The 22,812-nt window shown below is 69.2% G+C and carries 19 protein-coding genes; 12 read left to right on the forward strand and 7 right to left on the reverse strand.

What is annotated here, in order from left to right:
• Positions 1 to 86: 86 nt before the first annotated feature.
• Positions 87 to 623, reverse strand: a complete 537-nt coding sequence (locus DMH03_RS36990) for a carboxymuconolactone decarboxylase family protein (RefSeq protein WP_125796628.1) — start codon at positions 621 to 623, stop codon at positions 87 to 89.
• A gap of 162 nt (positions 624 to 785) precedes the next feature.
• Between DMH03_RS36990 and DMH03_RS42720 the strand changes: the two genes are divergently transcribed.
• Both DMH03_RS42720 and DMH03_RS42725 read left to right on the forward strand, forming a co-directional pair.
• Complete coding sequence (locus tag DMH03_RS42720) at positions 786 to 1,379, forward strand: amidohydrolase family protein (protein WP_233611811.1); 594 nt, start codon at positions 786 to 788, stop codon at positions 1,377 to 1,379.
• A gap of 30 nt (positions 1,380 to 1,409) precedes the next feature.
• A complete protein-coding gene (locus tag DMH03_RS42725) occupies positions 1,410 to 2,195 on the forward strand; it encodes an amidohydrolase family protein (RefSeq protein WP_233611812.1) in 786 nt (261 codons plus the stop codon).
• Positions 2,196 to 2,265: 70 nt separating this feature from the next.
• Here the strand turns inward: DMH03_RS42725 and DMH03_RS37000 are convergent, their stop codons facing one another.
• Positions 2,266 to 2,889, reverse strand: coding sequence for a TetR/AcrR family transcriptional regulator (locus tag DMH03_RS37000; RefSeq protein ID WP_125796629.1), 624 nt, complete (start codon positions 2,887 to 2,889; stop codon positions 2,266 to 2,268).
• A gap of 321 nt (positions 2,890 to 3,210) precedes the next feature.
• On the opposite strand from DMH03_RS37000, the gene DMH03_RS37005 reads away from it, so the two are divergent.
• From DMH03_RS37005 to moeZ, 3 genes are all read left to right on the forward strand, one after another.
• The gene (locus DMH03_RS37005) at positions 3,211 to 4,068 is read left to right on the forward strand and encodes an alpha/beta fold hydrolase (RefSeq protein ID WP_199749175.1); all 858 of its coding nucleotides are present in this window, start codon (positions 3,211 to 3,213) and stop codon (positions 4,066 to 4,068) included.
• A gap of 81 nt (positions 4,069 to 4,149) precedes the next feature.
• Complete coding sequence (locus tag DMH03_RS37010) at positions 4,150 to 5,325, forward strand: DUF3152 domain-containing protein (protein WP_125796630.1); 1,176 nt, start codon at positions 4,150 to 4,152, stop codon at positions 5,323 to 5,325.
• Positions 5,326 to 5,441: 116 nt separating this feature from the next.
• A complete protein-coding gene (gene moeZ, locus DMH03_RS37015) occupies positions 5,442 to 6,620 on the forward strand; it encodes an adenylyltransferase/sulfurtransferase MoeZ (RefSeq protein WP_125796631.1) in 1,179 nt (392 codons plus the stop codon).
• Positions 6,621 to 7,192: 572 nt separating this feature from the next.
• Here the strand turns inward: moeZ and DMH03_RS37020 are convergent.
• Positions 7,193 to 8,140 carry a hypothetical protein gene (locus DMH03_RS37020; protein WP_125796632.1) on the reverse strand — a complete coding sequence of 316 codons (948 nt, stop codon included), beginning with the start codon at positions 8,138 to 8,140 and terminating at the stop codon, positions 7,193 to 7,195.
• Positions 8,141 to 8,245: 105 nt separating this feature from the next.
• Between DMH03_RS37020 and DMH03_RS37025 the strand changes: the two genes are divergently transcribed.
• The gene (locus DMH03_RS37025) at positions 8,246 to 9,043 is read left to right on the forward strand and encodes a TIGR02569 family protein (protein ID WP_125796633.1); all 798 of its coding nucleotides are present in this window, start codon (positions 8,246 to 8,248) and stop codon (positions 9,041 to 9,043) included.
• A 38-nt stretch (positions 9,044 to 9,081) separates the two neighbouring features.
• On the opposite strand, the gene DMH03_RS37030 is transcribed toward DMH03_RS37025, so the two are convergent.
• Genes DMH03_RS37030 through DMH03_RS37040 form a run of 3 tightly spaced genes read right to left on the reverse strand, consistent with a single transcriptional unit; the run spans position 9,082 to position 12,542 of the window.
• The gene (locus tag DMH03_RS37030; RefSeq protein ID WP_125796634.1) at positions 9,082 to 11,325 is read right to left on the reverse strand and encodes an ABC transporter permease; all 2,244 of its coding nucleotides are present in this window, start codon (positions 11,323 to 11,325) and stop codon (positions 9,082 to 9,084) included.
• Complete coding sequence (locus tag DMH03_RS37035) at positions 11,322 to 12,002, reverse strand: ABC transporter ATP-binding protein (protein ID WP_125796635.1); 681 nt, start codon at positions 12,000 to 12,002, stop codon at positions 11,322 to 11,324. The genes DMH03_RS37030 and DMH03_RS37035 overlap by 4 nt, the downstream gene beginning before the upstream one ends.
• A gap of 15 nt (positions 12,003 to 12,017) precedes the next feature.
• Positions 12,018 to 12,542 carry a PadR family transcriptional regulator gene (locus tag DMH03_RS37040; protein ID WP_125796636.1) on the reverse strand — a complete coding sequence of 175 codons (525 nt, stop codon included), beginning with the start codon at positions 12,540 to 12,542 and terminating at the stop codon, positions 12,018 to 12,020.
• Positions 12,543 to 12,779: 237 nt separating this feature from the next.
• Between DMH03_RS37040 and DMH03_RS37045 the strand changes: the two genes are divergently transcribed.
• From DMH03_RS37045 to DMH03_RS37070, 6 genes are read left to right on the forward strand one after another with little or no spacing between them, the layout of a single operon-like run.
• On the forward strand, positions 12,780 to 14,849 hold the full coding sequence (locus DMH03_RS37045; protein ID WP_199749168.1) for a molybdopterin oxidoreductase family protein: 2,070 nt from the start codon (positions 12,780 to 12,782) through the stop codon (positions 14,847 to 14,849).
• A complete protein-coding gene (locus DMH03_RS37050) occupies positions 14,846 to 16,273 on the forward strand; it encodes an FAD-dependent oxidoreductase (protein WP_125796637.1) in 1,428 nt (475 codons plus the stop codon). The genes DMH03_RS37045 and DMH03_RS37050 overlap by 4 nt, the downstream gene beginning before the upstream one ends.
• A gap of 29 nt (positions 16,274 to 16,302) precedes the next feature.
• Positions 16,303 to 17,661: a NarK/NasA family nitrate transporter gene (locus tag DMH03_RS37055; protein ID WP_125796638.1), complete on the forward strand. Its 1,359-nt coding sequence runs from the start codon at positions 16,303 to 16,305 to the stop codon at positions 17,659 to 17,661.
• Entirely contained in the window at positions 17,661 to 20,165 is a 2,505-nt protein-coding gene (nirB, locus tag DMH03_RS37060; RefSeq protein ID WP_125796639.1) for a nitrite reductase large subunit NirB, read from the forward strand. The genes DMH03_RS37055 and nirB overlap by 1 nt, the downstream gene beginning before the upstream one ends.
• Positions 20,162 to 20,509, forward strand: a complete 348-nt coding sequence (nirD, locus tag DMH03_RS37065; RefSeq protein WP_125796640.1) for a nitrite reductase small subunit NirD — start codon at positions 20,162 to 20,164, stop codon at positions 20,507 to 20,509. Before nirB ends, nirD begins: the two co-directional genes overlap by 4 nt.
• Positions 20,506 to 21,609 carry a uroporphyrinogen-III synthase gene (locus DMH03_RS37070; protein ID WP_125796641.1) on the forward strand — a complete coding sequence of 368 codons (1,104 nt, stop codon included), beginning with the start codon at positions 20,506 to 20,508 and terminating at the stop codon, positions 21,607 to 21,609. The genes nirD and DMH03_RS37070 overlap by 4 nt, the downstream gene beginning before the upstream one ends.
• 77 nt (positions 21,610 to 21,686) lie before the next feature.
• On the opposite strand, the gene DMH03_RS37075 is transcribed toward DMH03_RS37070, so the two are convergent.
• Entirely contained in the window at positions 21,687 to 22,805 is a 1,119-nt protein-coding gene (locus DMH03_RS37075; protein WP_125796642.1) for a DNA glycosylase AlkZ-like family protein, read from the reverse strand.
• Positions 22,806 to 22,812 lie beyond the last annotated feature (7 nt).

The raw sequence follows: 22,812 nt of genomic DNA on the forward strand, positions 1-22,812 counted from the left end.
CCCTACCCTGAAGGTAGTGAAGGAGGCCCTCACGGACAGACACACTGCTGAGGGCCACAAGCGATAGCAAAGGTCCCTTGCTCTCTTCAGAGGCGCGTGTAGCCGTTCTCCAGGAGGCGGACGCCTGCCTCCCGATAGGCGTCCTGGTCGTCGATGGCGATCGTGGCCAGCCCGTCGACGTAGCGGTTGAACATGCAGAAAGCAGCCGCGATCAGGACGGTGTCGTGGATTTCGACGTCCGTCGCGCCCTCCGCGCGGGCGGCCTTGATCAGCTCTTCGCTCACGGACTTCCCGCTTTCGCGGACTGCGAGCGCGACGTGCAGAAGCGACCGCACCTTCGCCGAGACGGGTGCGCCGTCGATGTCCTTCCAAGCCGCTTCGACGACCGGCATGCCCCCTTCGAGCGCTTCGGCGGCGACGGCGCCGTGACTGCGTGAGCAGAAAGTGCAGTCGTTGCCGCGCGAGACGACCGCGGCGATCAGTTCCCGCTCGCCGACGCTGAGGCTGCTCGGGCCGCGAAGCAGGACCTCGGCGAGTTGCCCGAGCGGTGCCGCCGTCTCCGGCCGGTAGGCGAACAGGGCGGTGATGCCGGGCAGGTTCTCGTCGAGCGCGATGTGGGGCATGGAGACTCCTCGCGGATCGGGACGTGGTCGCTTGATTCATAGCCGAATCGCGGCTCTGCCCGGTGCCGCTGGATGGTCCAAAGCGAGAGCAAAGGTCCCTTGCTCTCGCGGGAGGCGCTAGCGTGATCTCGCAACGCTGCTTTCGACTGGGGAGTTGGAACGATGAAACAGCGCGGATCCATCCTGTCCGTTTTCACCCTCACCCTCGCCGTGGTCCTCGGCGCCGCCCTGCTCACCGGCATCGGCGGCGAAACCACCGAAGCCGGGAGCGACGCGGAGTTCACCGGCGCCGGCCGGGTCGTCATCCGTCACGCCTCGATGGTGCTCACGATGGACCCGAGTCTCGGCGAAGGACCGCTCGGCGCCCTCGCTGACGCCGATGTCGTGCTGGAGGGCACGAAGATCAAAGAGGTCGGCAAAGACCTCGACGCGGGTTCCGCGAAGGTCGTCGACGGCCGCGGCAAGATCGTGCTGCCCGGGTTCGTCGACCTGCACAACCACCTGTGGCAGTCGCTCATCCGAGGCTGCGCGGCCGACAAGGAACTCATCGGCTGGCTCGGCAAATGCGTCATCCCGTTGTACCGCGCCCCGGTGACCGACGCGGACGCGTACGCGGGCACGAAACTCGCCGCGGCAGACGTCGTCTCGACCGGCATCACCACGGTCACCGACTGGTCGCACGCGTTCAACATCGACTTCGCCAAGGGTGGTCTCCGCGCGCTCGGCGAGTCGAAACTGTGGTTTCTCTACTCTTAGAATCTTGCGCTGCAGAACGAGATCCGCCGCGTGAAGCGCGAGGTCATCGATCCGAATCCGTTGGCGCGCTTGCAGATCGGCACGCATCCGTCCACCGGGAACTTCCCGAGCGTCGACGCTTCGGAGAAGCTCGCGCGTGAACTCGGCGTTTCGCTGAACGTGCACCTGCTCGAATCGAAGGCCGACCTGACCGCGGGGCAGATGGACGCGCTCCGGCGGGCGAACGCGCTGCACCCCGGGCTGGTGGCGAACCACGTCATCCAGACCACCGACGCCGACCTCGACGAACTCGCGGCCGCGGGGGTCGGCGTCGCGCACAACCCGCTGTCGAACATGCGGCTCGCGTCGGGGGTGATCCGGCTGCCGGAGATGAAGAAGCGGTCGATGAAGGTCGGGCTCGGCCTCGACGGCGGCACCAACGACACGAGCGACATGTTCAACGTGATGCGCGCGGCCGTCGGCCTCCAGCGGGCGACCAGGACGGATCCGGCGGTCTACCCGACGACGGCGGACGTTCTGCGCATGGCGACGCTCGGCGGCGCGGAAGCGCTGGGGATGGACAAGGAGATCGGGTCGTTGACGCCGGGCAAGCGGGCGGATCTCCAGCTGGTCGACGCCCAGGCGGTCAACTTCGCGCCGAAGGTGGACTGGGTGAATCAGCTGGTCTTCAACACCCAGCCCGCGAACGTCTCGTGGGTGTTCGTCGACGGCCGCGCCCTCAAACGCGAAGGACGCGTTGTCGGGATCGACACCGCGAAGGTCGTCGCCGACGCCCAGCTTGCCGCCGACCGCCTGAAGAAGCTCCTGCCCCAGTGACCCACGCAATTCGTCCTCTGAATGCGGTAGTTGCACGCGCAAGGACCGCATTCAGAGGACGAAACGCGGGTCAGTGCTGCAGCGGGAAGCCACCACCGATGCCTCGCCAGGCGAGGTTGGCGGTGAGGGCGACGGCCTCTTCCTTGCTCATCGACTTGTGGTGCGCCAGCCAGAACCGCGCGCTGACCTGCGAGAGACCCACGAGGCCGACCGCGAGCAGCCGTGCCTTGTCCTCGTCGAGGCCCGCGTCGGCGGTGATGGTCTCGGTGATCGCGTCGACGCTGGCCGACGTCGCCCGGTCCACCGCCTCCTGCACGGCGGGCTCGCCGCGAAGGTCGGACTCGAAGACCATCCGGAACGCGCCCGCGTCGTTGTCGACGAAGTCGAAGAACGCGCCGACGGTCGCCGGCACGCGCTGCTTGTTGTCCGTCGTGGAGTCGAGCGCGTCCTTGACCCGCCGCACCAGTTCGTCGACGTGGCTCTCCAGCAGCGCGATGTAGAGGTCGAGCTTGCCGGGGAAGTGCTGGTAGAGGACCGGCTTGCTGACTCCGGCCTCTTCGGCGATCTCGTCCATCGCGGCGGCGTGGTAACCGTTCGCGGCGAACACCCGCTGAGCGGCGGCCAGCAGCTGGGCGCGGCGTTCCGTTCTGGGCAGGCGGACGCCTCGTGCCTGCAGTCGCGCCATTTCTGTCATCGTTCCTCCAGTTCGAGGCACTCGTCTCCGCCGCGAACGCATCCGCCGTGTTCGAGGCAATCCTTACCGCCGAGAACTCATCAGCGCAGTCGAGCGGGCTCCGCCGGGCGGGGTCACCGCCGCGTGAAGTGATCTCGAGATTACTCGCCGGTACAGCCGGACCGCCAAGGGTCGGGCATCCTTGGTGCTGTGTCTTCTCCAGTTTCCCGTGCCGCCGGGGGCCGCCCGCCGTTGACCCACGTACCGCTGTCGCGCAGGTCGTTGCCGTCGCTGGACCCCGCGCCGCCGCCGTGGCCCGGGGAAACAATAGGTGTCGGCGGGGTGAAATTGCACATCCGCCGTACCCCGGGCGGTCCCGAGACGGCCGTCTACGTCCACGGGCTCGGCGGCTCGTCCACGAATTGGACCGATCTCGCCGCCCTGTTGGCGCCCCAAGCGGCAGGTACTTCGGTCGATCTGCCGGGGTTCGGCTACTCGGAGCCGCCCGACGCTTTCGACTTCAGCCTCGACGCGCACGCCGAGATCGTCGCGAGCCACATCAAGAGCCTCGACGCCGGGCCGGTGCACCTGTTCGGCAACTCGATGGGGGGAGCGGTCGCGCTGCTCGTCGCGGCCCGGCATCCGGAACTGGTGAAGACGCTGACGCTGATCTCGCCGGCGATGCCGGATCTCCGGCCCAGCATGAAGCGGCTGTCCGATCCGCGGATGGCGTTCGCGTATCTGCCGCTGATCGGCCCGCGGGTGCGCCGTCAGCTGGCCGCGCTCGGCCCGCGCGAACGCGCCATGCAGGTCATCAAGCTGTGCTTCGCCGACCCGGGCCGCTTCGCCGAAAGCAGGCTGGACGAGCTCGAGGAGGAGCACAGCGCTCGCGCCGCCTTCGCCTGGGCCGCCCCCGCGCTCGCTCGCAGCACGTTCGGCATCTTCCGGACGTGGTCCGCGCGCGGTCCCGCGTCGTTGTGGGCCGTCGCGCCGAACGTCGCCGCGCCGACACTCGTCGTCTGGGGGCAGCACGACCGGGTGATCTCCGTCCGGCGCGCGGAGCGCACCGCTCGGCTACTTCCGCACGCCCGGTTGCTCGTTCTCCCCCGAACCGGCCACGTGGCGCAGATGGAACGCCCGAATGTCGTAGCGCGGGCCGTTTTGGGCATGTGGGAATCGGTCGAATCGGGCACCTGGTAGCCCATTCGGGTGGGCAGGACACGCCGCGCGAAGCGCCGGTCGCTCACAACATCACAGTTCGGTTATGGCACCCTGGTTCCCGTGGACCGGGTTAAGCAAGGCGCGCAGGGCGAAGGACGGCGGTCTCAGTACTCCGCCTCCGGTCGCCGTCCGCCGCGTACCCAGCCTCGGACCTCCGACGCGCCGCCCACCGGCCAGTACCGGCCGACACCGCCGCCGTCGCAGCGGCTCGACGAGGACCGCTACCGCCCCGGCGGCCGCCGGACCAGCGCCCAGCCGCTCAGCGCGTCGTGGAAGCCGCACGAGCCGGGTGCCGCCAAGTCCAAGACGCGCAAGCGCAAGGGCGGCGTCGGCCACTTCGCCAAGACCTACGGCTGGCGGGTGTACGCGCTGCCGATCCTCGTGGTCATCACCGCGCTGGTCGTGTTCAACACCGCCACCGGCCCGCCCGAGCCGATCGCCACGGACGGGACGAGCGTCGCTTCGGGCGATGGAGCCGACGGTTCCGCCGGCAACGGCGGCGAGCCGGGCGCGGGTGTCGACGGGGGCGGCGACGTCCTCCCGGAGAACCCGGCCAAACCGGTCGATCTCAAGATCCCGACCGCGGACCTGCCCAAGGGCGACCCTTTCACCGAGTCCGGCCAGGGCACCTATCACGTGGTGCCTGGCAAGGGGGAGAAGGTCGGGACGGGACAGCTGTTCACGTACACCGTCGAGGTCGAGGACGGGATCGATCCGGTCAGCTATGGCGGTGACGACAGCTTCGCCGTGATGGTGGAGGGCACGCTGTCCAATGCCAAGAGCTGGACGTGGGACGGCAAGAAGGCGCTCCAGCGGGTCGACGCGAGCTACCCGAACCCCAGCTTCCGGGTGAGTCTCACCACACCGAACACGACGCATCGCGCGGACGTCTGCATGTTCCAGATCACCTACGAGACCTCGTGCTACCGGTCGAGTTTCGACAAGCGCGTGGTGATCAACCTCGCCCGCTGGGTGCGCGGAGCGATGGCGTTCGAGAGCGACATGGTCGGGTATCGCCAGTACGCGATCAACCACGAGGTCGGGCATGCCCTTGGCGGAAAGCACGTGGGCTGCAAGGAGAACGGCGGGATCGCGCCGGTGATGATGCAGCAGACGTTCGGTGTCTCCAACGACTTCGTCGCGCAGCTGAACAATCTTCCCGGCGGTGACCGCGGCAAGGTGCCCGCGGACGGCAAGGTCTGCAAACCCGGCTCCTGGCCGAACCAGACACCCTAGTCCCGCCATCCCATCTGCTGGAATTTCCCAGGATCTGAAACAGGGGAAGTCGTTTCCGCCTGTCGGTGTTGTAGATACTGGGATGCGACCGCGATCCACGCGAGATGGAGGACCCGATGTCAGGCACGCTGCCGCCGCTCGTTGAGCCGGCCGCCGAGCTCACCAAGGAAGAGGTGGCCCGGTACAGCCGTCACCTGATCATCCCGGACGTCGGGATGACCGGGCAGAAGCGGCTGAAGAACGCCAAGGTGCTGGTCATCGGTGCCGGCGGCCTCGGCAGCCCGGCGCTGCTGTACCTGGCCGCGGCCGGGGTCGGCACGCTCGGCATCGTCGACTTCGACGAGGTCGACGAATCGAATCTGCACCGCCAGGTCATCCACGGCCAGTCCGACATCGGCAAGCTCAAGGCGGCGTCCGCGCAGGAGTCGATCGCCGAGATCAACCCGTTCGTCAAGGTGCACCTGCACACCGACCGGCTCGAGTCGTCCAACGCGCTGGAGCTGTTCGAGCAGTACGACCTGATCCTCGACGGCACCGACAACTTCGCGACGCGCTACCTGGTCAACGACGCCGCCGTGCTCACCGGCAAGCCCTACGTGTGGGGCTCGATCTACCGGTTCGAGGGGCAGGCGAGCGTGTTCTGGGAGGACGCGCCGAACGGCAAGGGCCTCAACTACCGCGACCTCTACCCCGAGCCGCCGCCGCCCGGGATGGTGCCGTCGTGCGCCGAGGGCGGGGTGCTGGGCGTGCTGTGCGCGTCGATCGGCTCGATCATGGTGAACGAGGCGATCAAGCTGATCACCGGCATCGGTGAGCCGCTGCTGGGCAGGCTCGTCAGCTACGACGCGCTCGAGATGAAGTACCGCGAGGTCAAGATCCGCAAGGATCCGGAGACTCCGAAGATCACCGAGCTCATCGACTACGAAGCCTTCTGTGGCGTTGTGTCCGACGAAGCAGCTTCGGCCGCTTCGGGGCACACGATCACTCCGGCGGAGCTCAAGGCCAAGTTCGACAACGGCGACAACTTCGCCCTCATCGACGTCCGCGAGCCGCACGAGTACGAGATCGTGAACATCAAGGGCGCGACGCTCATCCCGAAGGACAAGATCCTCTCGGGCGAGGCGCTGTCGGAACTGCCGCAGGACAAGCCGATCGTGCTGCACTGCAAGTCGGGCGCGCGTTCGGCGGAGGCGCTCGCGGCGCTGCACCAGGCCGGGTTCAAGGACGCGACCCACCTCGGTGGCGGCGTGCTGGCCTGGGCGCGGCAGATCGACCAGAGCCTGCCGACTTACTGAGGGTTCTGGCTGGGCCTGGGGTGCGGGTGATAGCAAAGGTCCCTTGCTCTCTTTGGTCCGGCGAGCGCACCCTCTTGCCGCTCATGCAATGAAAGGCTCTTTCCTTGCAAAATTTGCAAGGAAAGAGCCTTTCATTGCACGGCGGCCTTCAGGGACCGGCGGCCCCGCGCGCCCCTGGCCGCAAGGCGATAGCAAAGGTCCCTTGCTCTCTTCTTGGCGATGCCGTGAAGGCCCCTCAGGGTCAGGGGCCCGATTTCTGGCCGCCGGCGGGGCTTCAGTGTCCACAAGGGACACCGCCGGGCGATTGAGTGTCTGATTGATGCCACTATGTACGTTTCTGTGCGAGGTCGTGAGTGGCAATGAGGGTTAGAACAACAAAAATCACTCACGACCCCCTTGTGGAACCGTGCAAGTCGCCCAAATCGGGCACGCTTGTCTTGTAAAGTGTCCCTTGTGGACAGTCGAGCCGGGTGAGGCTCCTGTCGGGTCCACCACGACACGTTCGCCTTGTCCCGCTATGGCGGCGGAGCGACTTTGCCGGGCCCTGACCCTGAAGGTAGTGAAGGAGGCCTTCACGGACCGGACCTGCCCGCGACGAAGATCGCCCGCACGAAGGTCGCGAACCCCGCGACGACGTCCTTCCGGTTCCCATGGGGCGACCTCGGCACGGCGGCGATGATCTCGGCGTCGGTCAGCGGGTGGGTCTTCGCGGCCAGGTCGCGCAGTTCCTCGGGTTTCCAGTTGTGGTTGCCCGCGACGTGCACCGAAAGCGCGCCGCGCCGCTGGATGAACTCGATCCGGTCCGCGTTCCGCCGGAGGAACTCGCCGTCGCCGACTTGGGCGCACGTCGCGTTCGAGAGGCGCCAGCCGGTCTTTGCCGACGTCTCGCAGCTGTCGACGGCGTCGGTCGCGAAGGTCCAGACGGGCGAGATCCACAGTTGGGGCGCGTATTCGACGATCAGCGCTCCGGAGTCTTCGGTCGTTTTGGTCGGGAGCCGCCGGGGACCGAGGTCGGCCGCGAGGGTGCGATCGCGCGGAACACCGGTCACGGCCAGCCGCCGGGTGGCGGTGTCTTCGGGCAGGGCCGCGGGAACGGCGATCCCGCCCGCGATCAGCGCGACCAGGAGGATCCCGGCGACGGCCCGGATCCGGAGGTCGTACGCGAACAGCCCCGCGACGAGCAGCACCGGCAACCCGAGGAACGGCACCGCGAACCAGGGATCGAACGCCTCCGCCACCTCCATCACGAAGATCGCGCCGAAAACGCCCGCAATCCCGGTCGCGAAGGCCCACGCCAACCGGGGCCAGGGTTTCGCGACGGCAGGAAAGGCTTCCGGCGCGGCGAACCCGACGAGGTAGACCACGCCGATCGACACGAGCGGCACCGGCAACGCGAGCCAGGGAGCGTGCAGGAACGCGGCGAGCGGGAGCAGCAGGCCCACGGTGACCGCGCCCAGGGTGCCGAGCAGCCACAGTGAGCCGAGTGCGAGGGCGGTGCGCTGCGCCGTTCGGGGGATCACGGTCGAAGAATGGCAGGTCAGAAGCGATCCTGTCTTGAGTATCGCTACTCAATACCAGCGCGTCTTCTCGTTCGTGGCGCGGAAGACGGGGTAACGTCCCGAGCCGTGCGTGCCACCCTTGAAAGCCCTCCGGAACACGTCTGTTCGGCGTTCGGCGGACGTACCGGTGACGCGGAACCGCTGCCCGGCACCACCGCCTGGCGCTACAACGATCTCGTGCTCAAGCCCGTCGTGGACAAGTCGCGGACGCTGTGGACGGCGCGGGCGCTGGAGGCCATCGACGAGCCGGGGTTGCGGGTCGCGAAGCCCGTTCGGTCCAGCGACGGCCGGTGGGTGGTCGGCGGCTGGTCGGCGAACCGGTTCGTGTCCGGTACGGCCGAGCACCGCTACGACGAGGTCGTGCACGCGGCGGTCAAACTGCATCGGGCGACGGCCGGGTTGCCGCGGCCGGATTTCCTGGGGCGGCGCACCGATCTCGAGGCGCTGGCCGACAAACTCGCCTGGGGCGAGGCGGACATGCCGCTCGACGAGAACAAGGGCGGCCGCTGGTTCGAGGTACTGGCGGGCTCCCGAAGACCGGTCAAACTGCCGGACCAGGTCGTGCACGGGGAGCTTCTCGCGGGCGTGCTGTTCGACGGCGACGCGGCCCCCGGCATCGTCGATTTCGTGCCGTACTACCGGCCCGGTGAATGGGGTGCCGCGATCGTCGCGGTCGACGCGCTGGCCTGGGGCGGCGCCACCATCGATCTTCTCGAACGCTGGGCGCATCTGCCCGAATGGCCCCAGCTTCTCTTGCGGGCGATCCTTTTCCGTCTCGCCGCCAACGCCCTCGACCCGCGGTCGACGCGAGCGGCGCACGACGGGCTCCGCGCCGCCGCCCGCGACGTCAGCGCCGTGTTGTAGGTCCGTGAAGGCCCCGGACCAGGGCCTTCACGGACGGATCATTCGGTGCGCAGGTTCTCCGCCTTCGCCGCCGAGCGCACGGACGGCACCGTCGACGCCGTCACCAGCAGGACCATCACGACCGCCGCCGCGGCGAGCATTCCGACCGCGGACCAGTCGACGTACAGCCCTTCCCAGAACAGCCGCCTGCCCAGCGCGGCGACGGCGATCCCGGTCGCCGTGGCGACCACGATGCCCAACAGCAGCGGAATCCCGTTCTGCCACAACAGGGACCGGACGATCACGCGCACCGGGACACCGGTGGCGGACAGCGCTCCGAGCGCCCGGCGCCGTTCCCGGACCTGTTCCTGGGCGAGCACCAGCAGGCTCACCCCGGCCAGCAGCAGGACCAACAGGGCGCCGCCGAACAGGATGTTCCGCGCGTCGTCGAACATCCGGGCCTCGTCGGAGGCCCGTTGCCCGTTGTAGGACGTCACGGTGACCTGTCCGCTGTACGGCGCCACCGAGTTCCGCACCAGTTCGACGAAGTCCGGATTTCCGGTCGTCCCGCGCAGGCTCACCGTGACCGGCGCGGCGGCCAGGTCGACGCCGGCCACCGCGGCGGGTGTCGCGAGGAAGCTCACCCCGAGCTGCTCGCCGAGCCCCCACGGTTTCACCTCGAGTGGCCGCGGCGTGACCGGAACGGTCCAGGGTCGTTCGCGCTTGTCGTTGTCGACGAGTTGCATCGACTGTCCTTTTTGGATGGACGTGGTATCGGCGTACACGTCACCGTCGCGGCAACCGGCCGCGGTGGTGGCCGCTTCGATCGTGGCGCAGTCGGCGACGGCGAAGGAGGTGAGCGCGTAGCCCGCGCTGCTCGCGCCGACGAGCATCGAGCGCATGCTCTGGAAGTCGGCCGCGCCGGGAACCGCGCGGACGGCGGCCACCGCCCGGTCGGCCACCGGGCCGTCCGCGTGAACGGTGGCCCGGCCTGCGGTCCTGTCCTCGTAACCGGCCGTCAGCACCGCTTGTCCGGTCAGCAGGCTTTGCAACCCGATCGCCCCGGCGAGCACCACACAGAGACCCGCGACCACCCGTGAAGGGGTGCCGCTGTCGTTGCGCAGACGGCGGATCGCGAGCTGGAACGACGGCGGTCCGCCCTTGATCCTGGAGACGACGCGTTCCAGGAGCCACGGCAGCAACGCCGGGATCCCGAGCATCAGCAGGACGGCACCCCCGATCAGCGCGATCCGGCCGAGTTCGCTGGCGACACCCAGATCCGGGGCTATCAGAGCGATTCCGCCGACGATCGGCAGCAACCGCCACCACAACCGGCGCTGCGGCGGAGTGGTCTCGCGGACCACTCCGAGCGGTTCGGCGACCGTGTGCCGTTGGGCCGCCCAAGCCGTCGCGACGGTCAGGGCGGGGACCACCAGCACGATCAACGCCACCAGTGGCCACGGTGGCGTCAGGTCATTCGGGTACACCCCGAAACGGAACACCTGGAAGTCCGCCACCGCGCCGCGGAAGAGCAGGAACAACGCAGTTCCGGCGACCATCCCGGCCACGGCGCCCACGAGGGATTCCGCCGCGGTGATCCGGCGCAGCTGGGTGAGGGACGAGCCTGCCAGCCGTAATGCGGCGAGCCTCCGGTCACGGGACGCACCGCCGAGCCGGGAGACCGTCCCGATGAAGATGAACACCGGCGTGAGCAGGACGAAAAGGCCGACCAGCAGCAGTGAGAGGACTCCCTGTTCGAACGGCTTTTCGTAAGCGGGGTCGGAACCGAACGCGTAGGTCGCGATGCCACCGCTCAGTTCGTCCGTGCCGACGTAGGCGACCAGGTCGTTCGGATTGAGCACGGCTTCCGCATCGATGATCCCGACGGGTTCGCCGGGCAGACGCGGCCGCAGCAGGCCACTGGTGTCGGACGCGACGAGTTCTTCCAGTTTCGGCGAAAGGAAGACCTCACCCGGCGCGGGCAACCGGTCCACGCCCGGCGGGATCGGCGAGGTCGGCCCGGTGGGCTGGAGGTGGACGAGCGCGATCGCCTGGCCACGGAAGTCGGTCTTGGTCGCGCTGTAGTTCAGCGGTGCGACACCCGGGACCGGTTCGTGCCGCGGGGAAGCGGCGTGCACCCGCTGGTCACGGTTCTCCATGACGGTGCCCGCGGAGGCGCCGACCAGGAGGATCGCCACCGCGAGCCCGACGCCGACGGCGCTCAGGACGATCCTGACGATCGAGCCCCGGCCGCCCCCGACGGCCAGCCGGAACCCGAGCAGCAGATCTTCGCGTCCGGTCATCGGGTGACCACCGGTTCGCGGGTCCGGCCGTCTCGCACGATGACCTCCCGGTCGGAGTAGGCGGCCACCCGCGGTTCGTGGGTGACCAGGACGACGGCGGCGTCGGTCTGTTTCGCCGTCTCGGACAGCAGGCGCATGACGAGCTCACCGCTCAGCGAGTCCAGCGCGCCGGTCGGTTCGTCGGCGAAGATCACCGACGGTTCGGTGATCAGCGCCCTTGCCATGGCGACTCGCTGGCTCTCCCCGCCCGAAATCCGGCCTGGCGTGCTGTCGTCCGAGTCGCCGACTTCCAGCCGGTCGAGCCAGTCCCGCGCGATCCGCTCGGCTGGACGGCGTTTCATCCCGCCCAAGCGCAGCGGCAGCGCGACGTTCTCCAGGCAGGTCAGCTCCGGGACGAGCTGCCCGAACTGGAAGACGAAACCGAATTCGGTGCGGCGCAAGGCGCTGCGTTCGGCGTCGGGCATGGTCGCGAGATCGCGCCCGCGGAACAGCACCTGGCCCCCGTCTGGCCGCAGGATGCCGGACAGGCAGTGCAGCAGTGTCGACTTCCCGGATCCCGATGGGCCCATGATCGCGACGATCTCGCCGGCTTCGAGCGTCAGCCCGGCCCCGGCCAGCGCCTGATTCGGGCCGAAGGCCTTGTGCAGGCCGAGCCCGTGTAACAACGGTGTTTCCACTGTGTGGTCCCCAGATCAGCGCGTCAGCTGGCGCGCGAGGTCGTCGAGGCGGGCGGCGGTGAGTTCCAGCCACCGCAGATCCGCTTCCAGATGGAACAGCGCGTGGTCGCAGATCAGCTGGTCGGCGAGGTCGCCGTCGGTCTTGCGGGCGGTGAGCTCGCGCATGGCGCGCAGGTGGGAGCTCCGCTGGGCGTCGAGCAGATCCTGGGCGCCCCGGCCGGACAGGAGTGCGAGCACGACCTTGGTGTAGAGCGTGTTCTGCAGGTAGACCGAGGGATTTTCCGGGCTCTTCAGCCATTCCTCGACGTTGGTGACGCCCGCTTCGGTGATCGCGTACCGCTTCCGGTCCGGTCCGCCGCCCGCTTCGACGCCGTTCTCCTCGACCAGGCCGTTCTTCAAGAGCCGGTTCAGCGTCGAATAGACCTGGCCGTAGTGCAGTTGACGGTCTTGCCGGAACTGCTTGTCGTAGAGCTGTTTGAGGTCGTAACCGTGCTTGGGGCCCGCTTCGAGCAGGCCGAGCAGCGTGTTCCCGATGGACATGAGGGCGACTATACACAGTGTGTATACGCACGGTCTATACACTTCGTTCATAGTCGCAATTCGTCCTCTGCTTGCGGTCGTCGCACGCAAGCAGAGGACGAATCGCGGGGGTGCGGTGACCTCACGGTGTGACGTCCATCGGCGGCGGTCAATGTCAAACGCCTGAAACATTCAGGACTTTCCAGGTAACACGGCCTACCTACCTTCAAGCGCTATCGACGCCTGGAGGAGGTGCCCGTGCCGCTCGCCGCCCCCACCGCGACCGCGGTGGACACGCACTGCCCGTACTGCGCCCTGCAGTGCGGGATGAGCCTCGACGGCGCCCGGGTCGCGCCGCGTGACTTCCCGGTCAACGCCGGCGGCCTGTGCCAGAAGGGCTGGACGTCGGGGGAGCTCCTCACCTCGCCTTCCCGCCTGACGACGCCGCTGATCAGGGTCGACGGCGAACTGCGGCCCGCGTCCTGGCCGCAGGCGCTCGACCTCGTCGCGCGGCGGCTCACCGAGATCCGCGCGGCCAAGGGTGCCGATTCGGTCGCCGTCTTCGGCGGCGGCGGGCTGACCAACGAGAAGGCGTACCTGCTGGGAAAGTTCGCCCGGGTCGCGCTGGGCACCTCGCAGATCGACTACAACGGCCGGTTCTGCATGTCGTCGGCGGCGGCCGCCGGGATCAAGGCGTTCGGCGCCGACCGCGGGATGCCGTTCCCGGTCACGGATCTCGCCGATGCCGACGCGGTCCTGCTCGTCGGCGCGAACCCGGCCGAGACGATGCCGCCGTTCACCCAGCACCTGAGGGGCGCGGACCTGATCGTCGTCGACCCGCGCCGCACCCCGACCGCCGAACTGGCCGGATTGCACCTCGCGCCCGCGCCGGGTACCGACCTCGCGCTCGCCCAGGGGATCCTGCACGCCGTCGTCGCCGACGGGCTGCTCGACCAGTCCTATGTGGACAAGCGGACGTACGGCTTCGAGCAGCTGTGGCGCTCGGTCGCGGCCTGGTGGCCGGAGCGGGTCGAGCAGGTCACCGGGGTCTCCGCCGCGGACCAGCGCCGTGTCGCCGCCAAACTCGCCGCGGCCCGCAACGCCTACATCCTCACCGCGCGCGGCACCGAGCAGCACGCCAACGGCACCGCGATGGTCAACTCCTGGATCAACCTCGCGCTCGCGCTCGGCCTGCCGGGGCGTCAGGGTTCCGGCTTCGGCTGCCTGACCGGGCAGGGCAACGGCCAAGGCGGGCGTGAGCACGGGCAGAAGGCCGACCAGCTGCCCGGCTACCGCAAGATCGACGACCCCGCGGCCCGCGAGTACGTCGCCGGGGTGTGGGGGGTTCCGCCGGAATCCCTGCCGGGGCCGGGACGTTCGGCCGTCGAGTTGCTGGAGGCGCTCGGCACCGAAGACGGACCGAGCGCGTTGATGGTGTTCGGCAGCAACCTGGTCGTTTCCGCGCCCGGTGCGGGGAAGATCCAGGACAAAGTGTCCTCTTTGGACTTCCTGGTGGTCTCGGACCTCGTCCTGTCGGAGACCGCGGCGATGGCCGACGTCGTCCTGCCGGTCACCCAGTGGGCCGAGGAGGACGGCACGATGACCAACCTCGAAGGCCGGATCCTGCTGCGGCGCAAGGCCATCGATCCGCCGTCCGGTGCGAAGACCGATCTCTACGTGCTTTCCGAACTCGCCCGCCGGTTCGGGCAGCCGGACGGACGGTTCCCGGCGGACGCCGAGACCGTCTTCACCGAGCTCCGCCAGGCGTCCAAGGGCGGCGTCGCCGACTACTCGGGCATCACCTACGACCGGCTCCGGGGCGGCGAGGCCCTCTACTGGCCCGTCCCGGCGGAATCGCATCCCGGCACACCGCGGATGTTCCTCGACTCCTTCGCCCATCCGGACGGCCGCGCGCGGTTCGTCCCGGTGGACCACGTCGGCCCGGCCGAGCTGCCCGACGCCGAATTCCCCTTGCAGGCCACCACGGGCCGGGTCCTGCAGCACTACCAGTCCGGGGCACAGACCCGGCTGGTCAAGGAGCTGAACGACGTCGTAGCGGAGGCCTTCGTGGAAGTTCATCCCGACACCGCCGCGAGGGCGGGGCTGGCCGAGGGCGACCTCGCCGTCGTGCGCTCCCGGCGCGGCGAGACCGTCGCGCGGGTCCGTTGCGTGGCGTCGCTGCGCCCCGACCTCGTGTTCCTGCCGTTCCACTTCCCCGGTGCGGGAAGGGCGAACCTGCTGACCAACCCGGCGCTCGACCCGACGAGCCGGATGCCCGAGTTCAAGGTGTGCGCGGTCGCGCTCGCCCCGGCCGAGGCCGTCGCGTGAGCCCCCGGTCGGTGGTCATCGCCGGATACGGGATGGCGGGCGCGCGGCTCGCGGACGAGATCCAGCGCCGCGACCCCGAAGGCGAACGCGTGCGGATCACCGTCGTCGGCGCGGAGGAGCACACCGCCTACAACCGGGTGCTGCTCTCGTCGGTGGTCGCCGGGACCATGCGGCCCGAGGCCGTCCGGCTGCACGACGACGAATGGTCGACCCGCACCCGTGCCGACCTGCGGCGGGGCGTCACCGCGACGTCGATCGACCGCGCGGCCAGGCGGCTGCATCTCGACGACGGGTCCACAGTGGACTACGACGCGCTCGTGCTCGCCACCGGCGCGAACCCGTGGATGCCGCCGGTCGAAGGGCTCGAACCCGGTCCGGACGTCGTCGCTTTCCGCACCCTCGACGACTGCGCCCGCATCCTAGACGCCGCCAAACTGGGCGCGCCGGTCGCGGTGCTCGGCGGCGGGCTACTCGGCCTGGAAGCCGCGCGAGGCCTCGCCGGACGCGGAAACCTCGTCACCGTCGTACATCCGATGCCGCACATCATGGAACGCCAGCTCGACGCGGAATCCGCGCGGGTGCTGACCAGGAAGCTCGAAGAACTCGGCGTCGGCTTCCGGCTCGGCGTCGGGGCCGCGCGCTATGTCAGCGGCGACGGGCTCAAACTCGACGACGGCACGCACGTACCCGCCGATCTCATCGTCGTCTCCACCGGCGTCCGGCCCGAGACGAAACTGGCCGTGGACGCCGGGCTGACCGTCGAGGGCGGCATCGTCGTCGACGATCTGCTGCGCACCAGCGACGGCCGGATCCACGCGATCGGTGACTGCGCGAAGCATCCGGGCGCGTTCGGCGGTCTCGTGCAACCCGCGTGGGAACAGGCCGCCGTCGTCGCGGATCTGGTCACCGGCACGAAATCCGCGGCACGGTATCGCGGCACGCAGGCGGTGACGCGGCTCAAGGCGCGCGGCATCGACCTCACCGCGCTCGGCGAGACGACGACCGGCGCGGACGACCCGGCCGCCGAAGTACTCACCTTCAGCGACCCGGTGGGCTGCCGTTACGGCAAGCTCGTCATCCGTGAAAACCGGGTGGCCGGCGCGATCCTGCTCGGCCTGCCCGACGCGGCCGCCACGATCACGCAACTCTACGACCGGGGCACTCCGGTGCCCGAAGACCGGCTGGCAGTCCTTTTAGGACGCTCCCTTCCGCCCGGTGCGCCGTCCGCGGCGAGCCCGGCCGATCTGCCCGCGTCGGCGGTCATCTGCCGCTGCAACGCGGTGACCAAGGGACGGCTCGTCGAGGCCTGGCGCGCCGGTGCCACCGACGTCCCGGCCCTCGCCGGAGCGACCAGGGCGACCACCGGCTGCGGCGGCTGCAAGGACGCCGTCGGCGGGGTCGCGAAATGGCTGGCCGCCCAGTGAACCCGAACGCATCCACCAAGGAGGACCTCATGCACGCTCGTGGCAAGCGCTGGATCGAGCACTGGGATCCGGAGAACGAGCAGTTCTGGGAGGAGACCGGGAAGAAGATCGCCCGGCGGAACCTCTGGTTCTCCATCCTCGCCGAGCACATCGGCTTCTCCGTCTGGACACTGTGGTCGGTCATGGTCCTGTTCATGGGACCGCAGTACGGCTTCTCGGCCGCGGACAAGTTCCTGCTGGTCTCGACGCCGACGTTGATCGGCGCGTTGATGCGGCCGCTGTACACCTTCGCGGTGGCACGGTTCGGTGGCCGGAACTGGACGATCGTCAGCGCGCTGCTGTTGCTGGCGCCGACGATCCTGGCGGCGATCGCGATGCAACCGGGCACCTCGCTCGGCACCTTCCTGCTGATCGCCGCGCTCGGCGGGGTCGGCGGCGGGAACTTCGCGTCGTCGATGACCAACATCAACGCCTTCTACCCGGAGAAGCACAAGGGCTGGGCGCTCGGGCTCAACGCGGGCGGCGGGAACCTCGGCGTGGCGGCGATCCAGCTGATCGGGCTGCTGGTGATCGGCACCGTCGGCGCGACCGCACCCAGGGTGGTGCTGGCGATCTACATCCCGCTGATCGTGGTCGCGGCGGTCTGCGCGTACTTCTACATGGACAACCTCGCCTCGATGAAGGGCGACACCAAGGCGATGCGCGAGGTCGTCAAGGATCCGCACACCTGGGTGATGTCGTTCCTCTACGTCGGCACGTTCGGTTCGTTCATCGGCTACAGCTTCGCCTTCGGCCTGGTGCTGCAGAACCAGTTCGGCCGCACTCCACTGCAGGCGGCCGCGGTGACGTTCCTCGGCCCGCTGCTCGGCTCGTTCTCGCGTCCGACCGGCGGCTGGCTGGCCGACCGGATCGGCGGCGGCAAGATCACCTTCGTGACGTTCGTCGGCATGGCCGCGGCGACCGTGGTGCTGATCCTGGCGTCGACGTCGAACTCACTGGCGTTGTTCACCGTCGCGTTCATCGTGTTGTTCGTGCTCACCGGCATCGGCAACGGCTCGACGTACAAGATGATCCCGGCGATCTTCCGCGCCAAGGCGAAGGTCGCGATCAGCGAGGGCGCGGACGAGACGCTGGAGATGCTCAAGGCACGCAAGCTTTCCGGGGCGTTGATCGGGTTGGCCGGGGCGATCGGCGCGCTCGGCGGGCTGTTCATCAACCTGGCGTTCCGGCAGTCGTTCGCGGACACGAAGAGCGGGGTGCCGGCGTTCGTCGCCTTCCTGGTCTTCTACGGGTTGTGCTTCGCCGTCACGTGGGCGGTGTACCTGCGCAAACAGCAGTCGGAGGTGACGAGCGTCCGGGGTCTGGCGCTCGCCGGAGCGGAGGTCTGATGCGGAAACTCGTCGTCGCGGGACACGGCATGGTCGCGCACCGGCTCGTGGAAGCGGTGCGCGCGGAGGACAAGACCGGCGAGTGGCAGATCGTCGTCCTCGCCGAGGAGGCGCGGCCCGCATACGACCGTGTCGCCCTGACGTCCTATGTGGACACTTGGGATCCGGCTTCCCTCGCTCTGGACGGAGCGGACTACGCGGAAGACCCGCTGGTCGAGCTGCGGCTCGGTGACGCGGTGGTCTCGGTGGACCGGGACCGCAAGGTCGTCGTCACCGAAGCCGGCTACGAGCAGCCGTACGACGCTCTCGTCCTGGCGACCGGTTCACGGCCGTTCGTCCCGCCGGTGCCGGGACACGATCTTCCGGGCTGCTTCGTCTACCGGACGATCGAGGACCTCGACGCGATCCGGGAAGCCGCTCAGCGGCCCGGGCGCGGACGTCGTTCGGCGGTCGTCATCGGTGGCGGACTCCTGGGGCTGGAAGCCGCGAAGGCGTTGCGGGACATGGGCCTCTCGCCGCACGTCGTCGAGATGGCGCCGCGCCTGATGCCGCTGCAGGTCGACGAGGGCGGCGGCGGCCTGCTCCGGCGGCTGATCACCGACCTCGACGTGACCGTCCACACGGGAACGTCGACCGACGCCATCGAGCCGGACGGCGAGCGCTACATCGCGAAGCTCGGCAACGGTACGGAACTCGACGTCGATCTCGTGGTGTTCTCCGCCGGTATCCGGCCGCGTGACGATCTGGCGCGTTCGTCCGGGCTGGAGGTCGGTGCGCGGGGCGGCATCCTGGTCGACGACACCTGCCGGACGTCGGATCCGGCGGTGTACGCGATCGGCGAATGCGCGGCCGTGGACGGCAAGGTGTACGGCATCGTGGCGCCGGGGTACGCGATGGCGGAGATCGTCGCGGCGCGGTTGACCGGCGGCGAGGGCACGTTCCCCGAGCCGGACATGTCGACGAAGCTCAAGCTCATGGGCGTCGACGTCGCGAGCTTCGGCGACGCGCACGCGGCGACCGAGGGTGCGCTGGAGGTGGCGTTCAACGACGCCGTCGCCGGGACGTACAAGAAGCTCGTCATCTCGGACGACTCGAAGACGTTGCTCGGCGGGGTGCTCGTCGGCGACGCGAGCGAGTTCAACACCCTGCGCGCGATGGTCGGCAGGCCGCTGCCCGCCGAGCCCGGCGCGATCCTCGCCCCCGCCGGTGGCGGGGCGGCGGTCGGTGTCGACGCGCTGCCCGACGCCGCGCAGATCTGTTCCTGCAACGCGGTTTCCAAGGGCGCGATCACGCACGCGATCACCGAAGAGGGCTGCGATTCGGTCGCCAAGATCAAGGGCTGCACCCGCGCCGGGACGGCCTGTGGATCGTGTGTCCCGCTGCTGGGCAAGCTGCTGACGGCTTGCGGTGTCGAGCAGTCGAAGGCGCTGTGCGAGCACTTCCCGCAGTCGCGCGCGGAGCTGTTCCAGATCCTCCAGGCCACGCGGATCACCACGTTCAGCGAGATGATCGACCGCTACGGCACCGGAACCGGCTGCGCCATCTGCAAACCGGCGATCGCGTCCATCCTGGCCACGCTGGGCAACGGGCACATCCTCGCCGGCGAGCAGGCGACGTTGCAGGACACCAACGACAAGTTCCTCGCGAACCTGCAGCGCAACGGGACCTACTCGGTCGTCCCGCGGATCCCCGGCGGCGAGGTCACGCCGGAGAAGCTCATGGTGATCGCGCAGGTGGCGATGGATTTCGGGCTGTACACCAAGATCACCGGCGGACAGCGGATCGACCTGTTCGGTGCCACCGTCGACCAGTTGCCGCTGATCTGGCGGCGGCTCGTCGACGCCGGATTCGAGTCGGGACACGCGTACGGGAAGTCGTTGCGCACGGTGAAGTCGTGCGTCGGTTCGACGTGGTGCCGCTACGGCGTGCAGGACAGTGTGGGGCTGGCGATCGAGCTGGAGCTGCGCTACCGCGGCTTGCGGTCACCGCACAAGCTGAAGTCCGCGGTTTCGGGCTGCGCGCGGGAATGCGCCGAGGCGCGGAGCAAGGACTTCGGCGTCATCGCGACCGACAAGGGCTGGAACCTCTACGTCGGCGGCAACGGCGGCGCGACCCCGCGGCACGCGGATCTGCTCGTGTCCGAAGTGGACACCGAGACACTGATCCGCACGATCGACCGGTTCCTGATGTTCTACGTCCGCACGGCCGACCGCCTGCAGCGCACCGCGCCGTGGGTCGAGGAGATGGAAGGCGGGCTCGACCACCTGCGCGCGGTGATCGTCGACGACAAGCTCGGCATCTGCGAGGACCTCGACGCGGCGATGGCCAAACACGTCGGCGACTACGCCGACGAGTGGCGCGGTGTGCTCGAAGACCCGGAGAAGCTGGCGAAGTTCAGCTCGTTCGTCAACGCGCCGGGCACGCCGGATCCGACGATCTCGTTCCGCACCGAACGCGACCAGAAGGTGCCCGTGCTGCTGGGCATCCCGGAGGTGAAGCAGTGACGACCTCGATCGAGCGCACCTGGACCGCCGTCTGCGCGGCGGGCGCGGTCCCCGAATGGTCCGGTGTCGCCGCCCTGCTCGACGGCGGCGTGCAGGTGGCGATCTTCCGGCTGCCCGGCGACCGGTGGTACGCACTGTCCAATATGGACCCGATCAGCGGCGCGGCGGTGCTTTCGCGGGGGATCGTCGGCGACGCGGGCGGAGTCCCCGTGGTGGCGTCGCCGGTGTACAAGGAACGCTTCGACCTGCGGACCGGCGCATGCCTCGACGCCGAGGGTGTCTCGGTCGAGGCGTACCGGGTGCGGGTCTCCGGGGGAGTGGTGGAGGTGGAATTCTCACCGTGACAGAAGTCCTTCCCCTGGCGGGATTCGTCATCGGGATCACGGCGGCGCGACGGGCTGACGAGCTCGGCGCGCTGTTCGTGCGTAAGGGTGCGACCGTGCGCTACGGTCCGGCCATCCGGATCGTGCCGCTCGCCGACGACACCGAACTGCGGTCGGCGACCATGCGGTTGCTGGAAGACCGCGTCGACGTCGTCGTCGCGACGACCGGGATCGGCTTCCGCGGCTGGGTCGAGGCGGCCGAAGGCTGGGGGCTGGGGGAGGAGTTGCTGGACAGCCTGGGGAATTCGGCGCTGCTCGCACGCGGTCCGAAGGCCAAAGGAGCGATCCGCGCGGCCGGGCTTTCGGAGGACTACTCGCCCAGTTCGGAGAGCAACGCCGAGGTGCTGCGGCACCTGCTCGATTCCGGTGTGGACGGTCAGCGGATCGCGGTGCAGCTGCACGGCGAGCCGCTTCCGTACTTTGTGGACAGTCTACGCGCGGCGGGTGCCGAGGTGATCGAGGTCCCGGTGTATCGCTGGGTCGGCCCGGCCGACCGCGGGCCGCTGGACCGGTTGCTGGACGCCGTCCTCGACGGCTCAGTGGACGCGTTGCCGTTCACCAGCGCGCCCGCCGCCGCGTCACTGCTGGCGGTGGCGAAGCGGACCGGGAAACTGCCGGGAGTCGTGCGGGCACTGGAAAAACGCGTCGTGGTCGCCTGTGTCGGACCGATCACCGCGGCGCCGCTGGCCGCCCTCGGGATCCCGACGGTCCAGCCCGCGCGGTCGCGGATCGGGGCGTTGGCGCGGACGGTGTCCGACGCGCTCGAAGCCCGTTCACCGCGGTTGCGTGCGGGCGGGCGGAGTATCGAACTGCGCGGTCAGGCGGCACTCGTCGACGGGCAGTGGTGCGACATCGCGCCCGCGCCGATGGCGATGCTGCGGGCGCTGGCGGAGTCACCGGGGCGGGTGTTCTCCCGGCGGGAGCTGGTCGCCGCGTTGCCCGACGGCGGCGAGGAGCACGCCGTCGAGACCGCCATCGGCCGCCTGCGGAGCTCTCTGGGGTCACCGAAACTCGTCCAGACGGTGGTGAAACGGGGCTACCGCCTGGCCGTCGACACGTGAGACCCGCGTTTCGTCCTCTGAATGCGGTCCTTGCGCGCGCAACTACCGCATTCAGAGGACGAAACGCGGGAGGTCGGTCAGGCGAAGGTGACGCGGAAGTCGGGGAACTCCCGGGCGGCGGCGACGCGGGCCGCCTCCTCCTCGGCGGCCTTCCGCACGGCCGGACGGAGGGCGTCGAACGGGGTGACGGTGAAGTCGAGCCGTTTCTTGCCGCTCGCCTTGGCCCGCCATACGCCGGCGATCTCGCCGTCGGCCAGCAGCGCGCCGGGACTGCCGAGGATCTTCCAGACTTCTTTCTGCCGCGCCTTGTCCGGCACCAGCACGGCACGGTCGCGCGCCTGGACGAACGGGTCCAGCGGCGGCAGCAGGCGCACCACGTCCGGCTCCGGCGGCTTTTCCAGCAGCGGCACACAGTCTTCCGGCAGGAACGCTTTCTTGCCGCCGACTCGGACCTCGACGAGACCGTCCGGCCACATCGCGTCGACGCCGGTGCGGGTCGTTCCGACGTAGGCGGCGGCGTCACCGGGGGCGGCGGGACCGTTGATCCGCAGATAGCCCTCGACCACGCGTTTGGCCGCCTCGACGTCCGGCGACGTCTTGAGCCGACCCCGCTTTTCCAGTGGTGCCAACGTCGCCGGGGTCGCGCCCGCCTCCAGCCGGACTCCGGCGTGGATCGACGCGACCCGCATCAACTGCTCGTAGATGTGCACGACACCGCAGCCGCGGCAGGCGTACGAAAGGCCTTCGGGGATCAGTTTCGTGACAGCGCCGCTCACCGTGCCCTTGGTCTGCGTACCGGTGACGACCTCGCGGATCGCTTTCGCGGCGGTGAACAGCGCGTCCGTCGCGGACATGGCCGCGTCCTCGACCTGCTTGCGCTGCCAGAGGATCCGCGCCATCGCGTCCTTCTCGTCGAGTGGCACGAGCGCGGCCCGGATCGCGTCGAGCTCCGCGCGACGGTGGAAATGCGGCGCGCCGCGATGCGTCCACGCGAGCACGAAGCGCTCGTCGTCCCAGACCGCGGGCGTGATGTCGCCGTCGATCCGGGCGGCAAGGCCCAGCAGAGCGGTGTCCCGCACGGAATCCTGCAGCCCGAGGTCGAACACGGCCGCCGCGGCCGGATCCCTCTCGTCACGGTGCAGTCCGTGCGCCGCGATCCGGTACGCCAGCACCTGCTCGCGATCGACCTCGAGCACTGGTCCT

It is taken from the genome of Amycolatopsis sp. WAC 01376 (genome assembly GCF_003947415.1).
Taxonomy (GTDB): Bacteria; Actinomycetota; Actinomycetes; order Mycobacteriales; family Pseudonocardiaceae; genus Amycolatopsis.

Excerpts from the sequence above, each read along its gene's own strand:
- DMH03_RS36990 (WP_125796628.1), bottom strand. The coding sequence starts at position 623 with ATGCCCCACATCGCGCTCGACGAGAACCTGCCCGGCATCACCGCCCTG.
- DMH03_RS42720 (WP_233611811.1), top strand. The coding sequence starts at position 786 with ATGAAACAGCGCGGATCCATCCTGTCCGTTTTCACCCTCACCCTCGCC.
- DMH03_RS37000 (WP_125796629.1), bottom strand. The coding sequence starts at position 2,889 with ATGACAGAAATGGCGCGACTGCAGGCACGAGGCGTCCGCCTGCCCAGA.
- moeZ (WP_125796631.1), top strand. The coding sequence starts at position 5,442 with ATGTCAGGCACGCTGCCGCCGCTCGTTGAGCCGGCCGCCGAGCTCACC.
- DMH03_RS37030 (WP_125796634.1), bottom strand. The coding sequence starts at position 11,325 with ATGACCGGACGCGAAGATCTGCTGCTCGGGTTCCGGCTGGCCGTCGGG.
- DMH03_RS37040 (WP_125796636.1), bottom strand. The coding sequence starts at position 12,542 with ATGTCCATCGGGAACACGCTGCTCGGCCTGCTCGAAGCGGGCCCCAAG.
- DMH03_RS37055 (WP_125796638.1), top strand. The coding sequence starts at position 16,303 with ATGCACGCTCGTGGCAAGCGCTGGATCGAGCACTGGGATCCGGAGAAC.
- nirB (WP_125796639.1), top strand. The coding sequence starts at position 17,661 with ATGCGGAAACTCGTCGTCGCGGGACACGGCATGGTCGCGCACCGGCTC.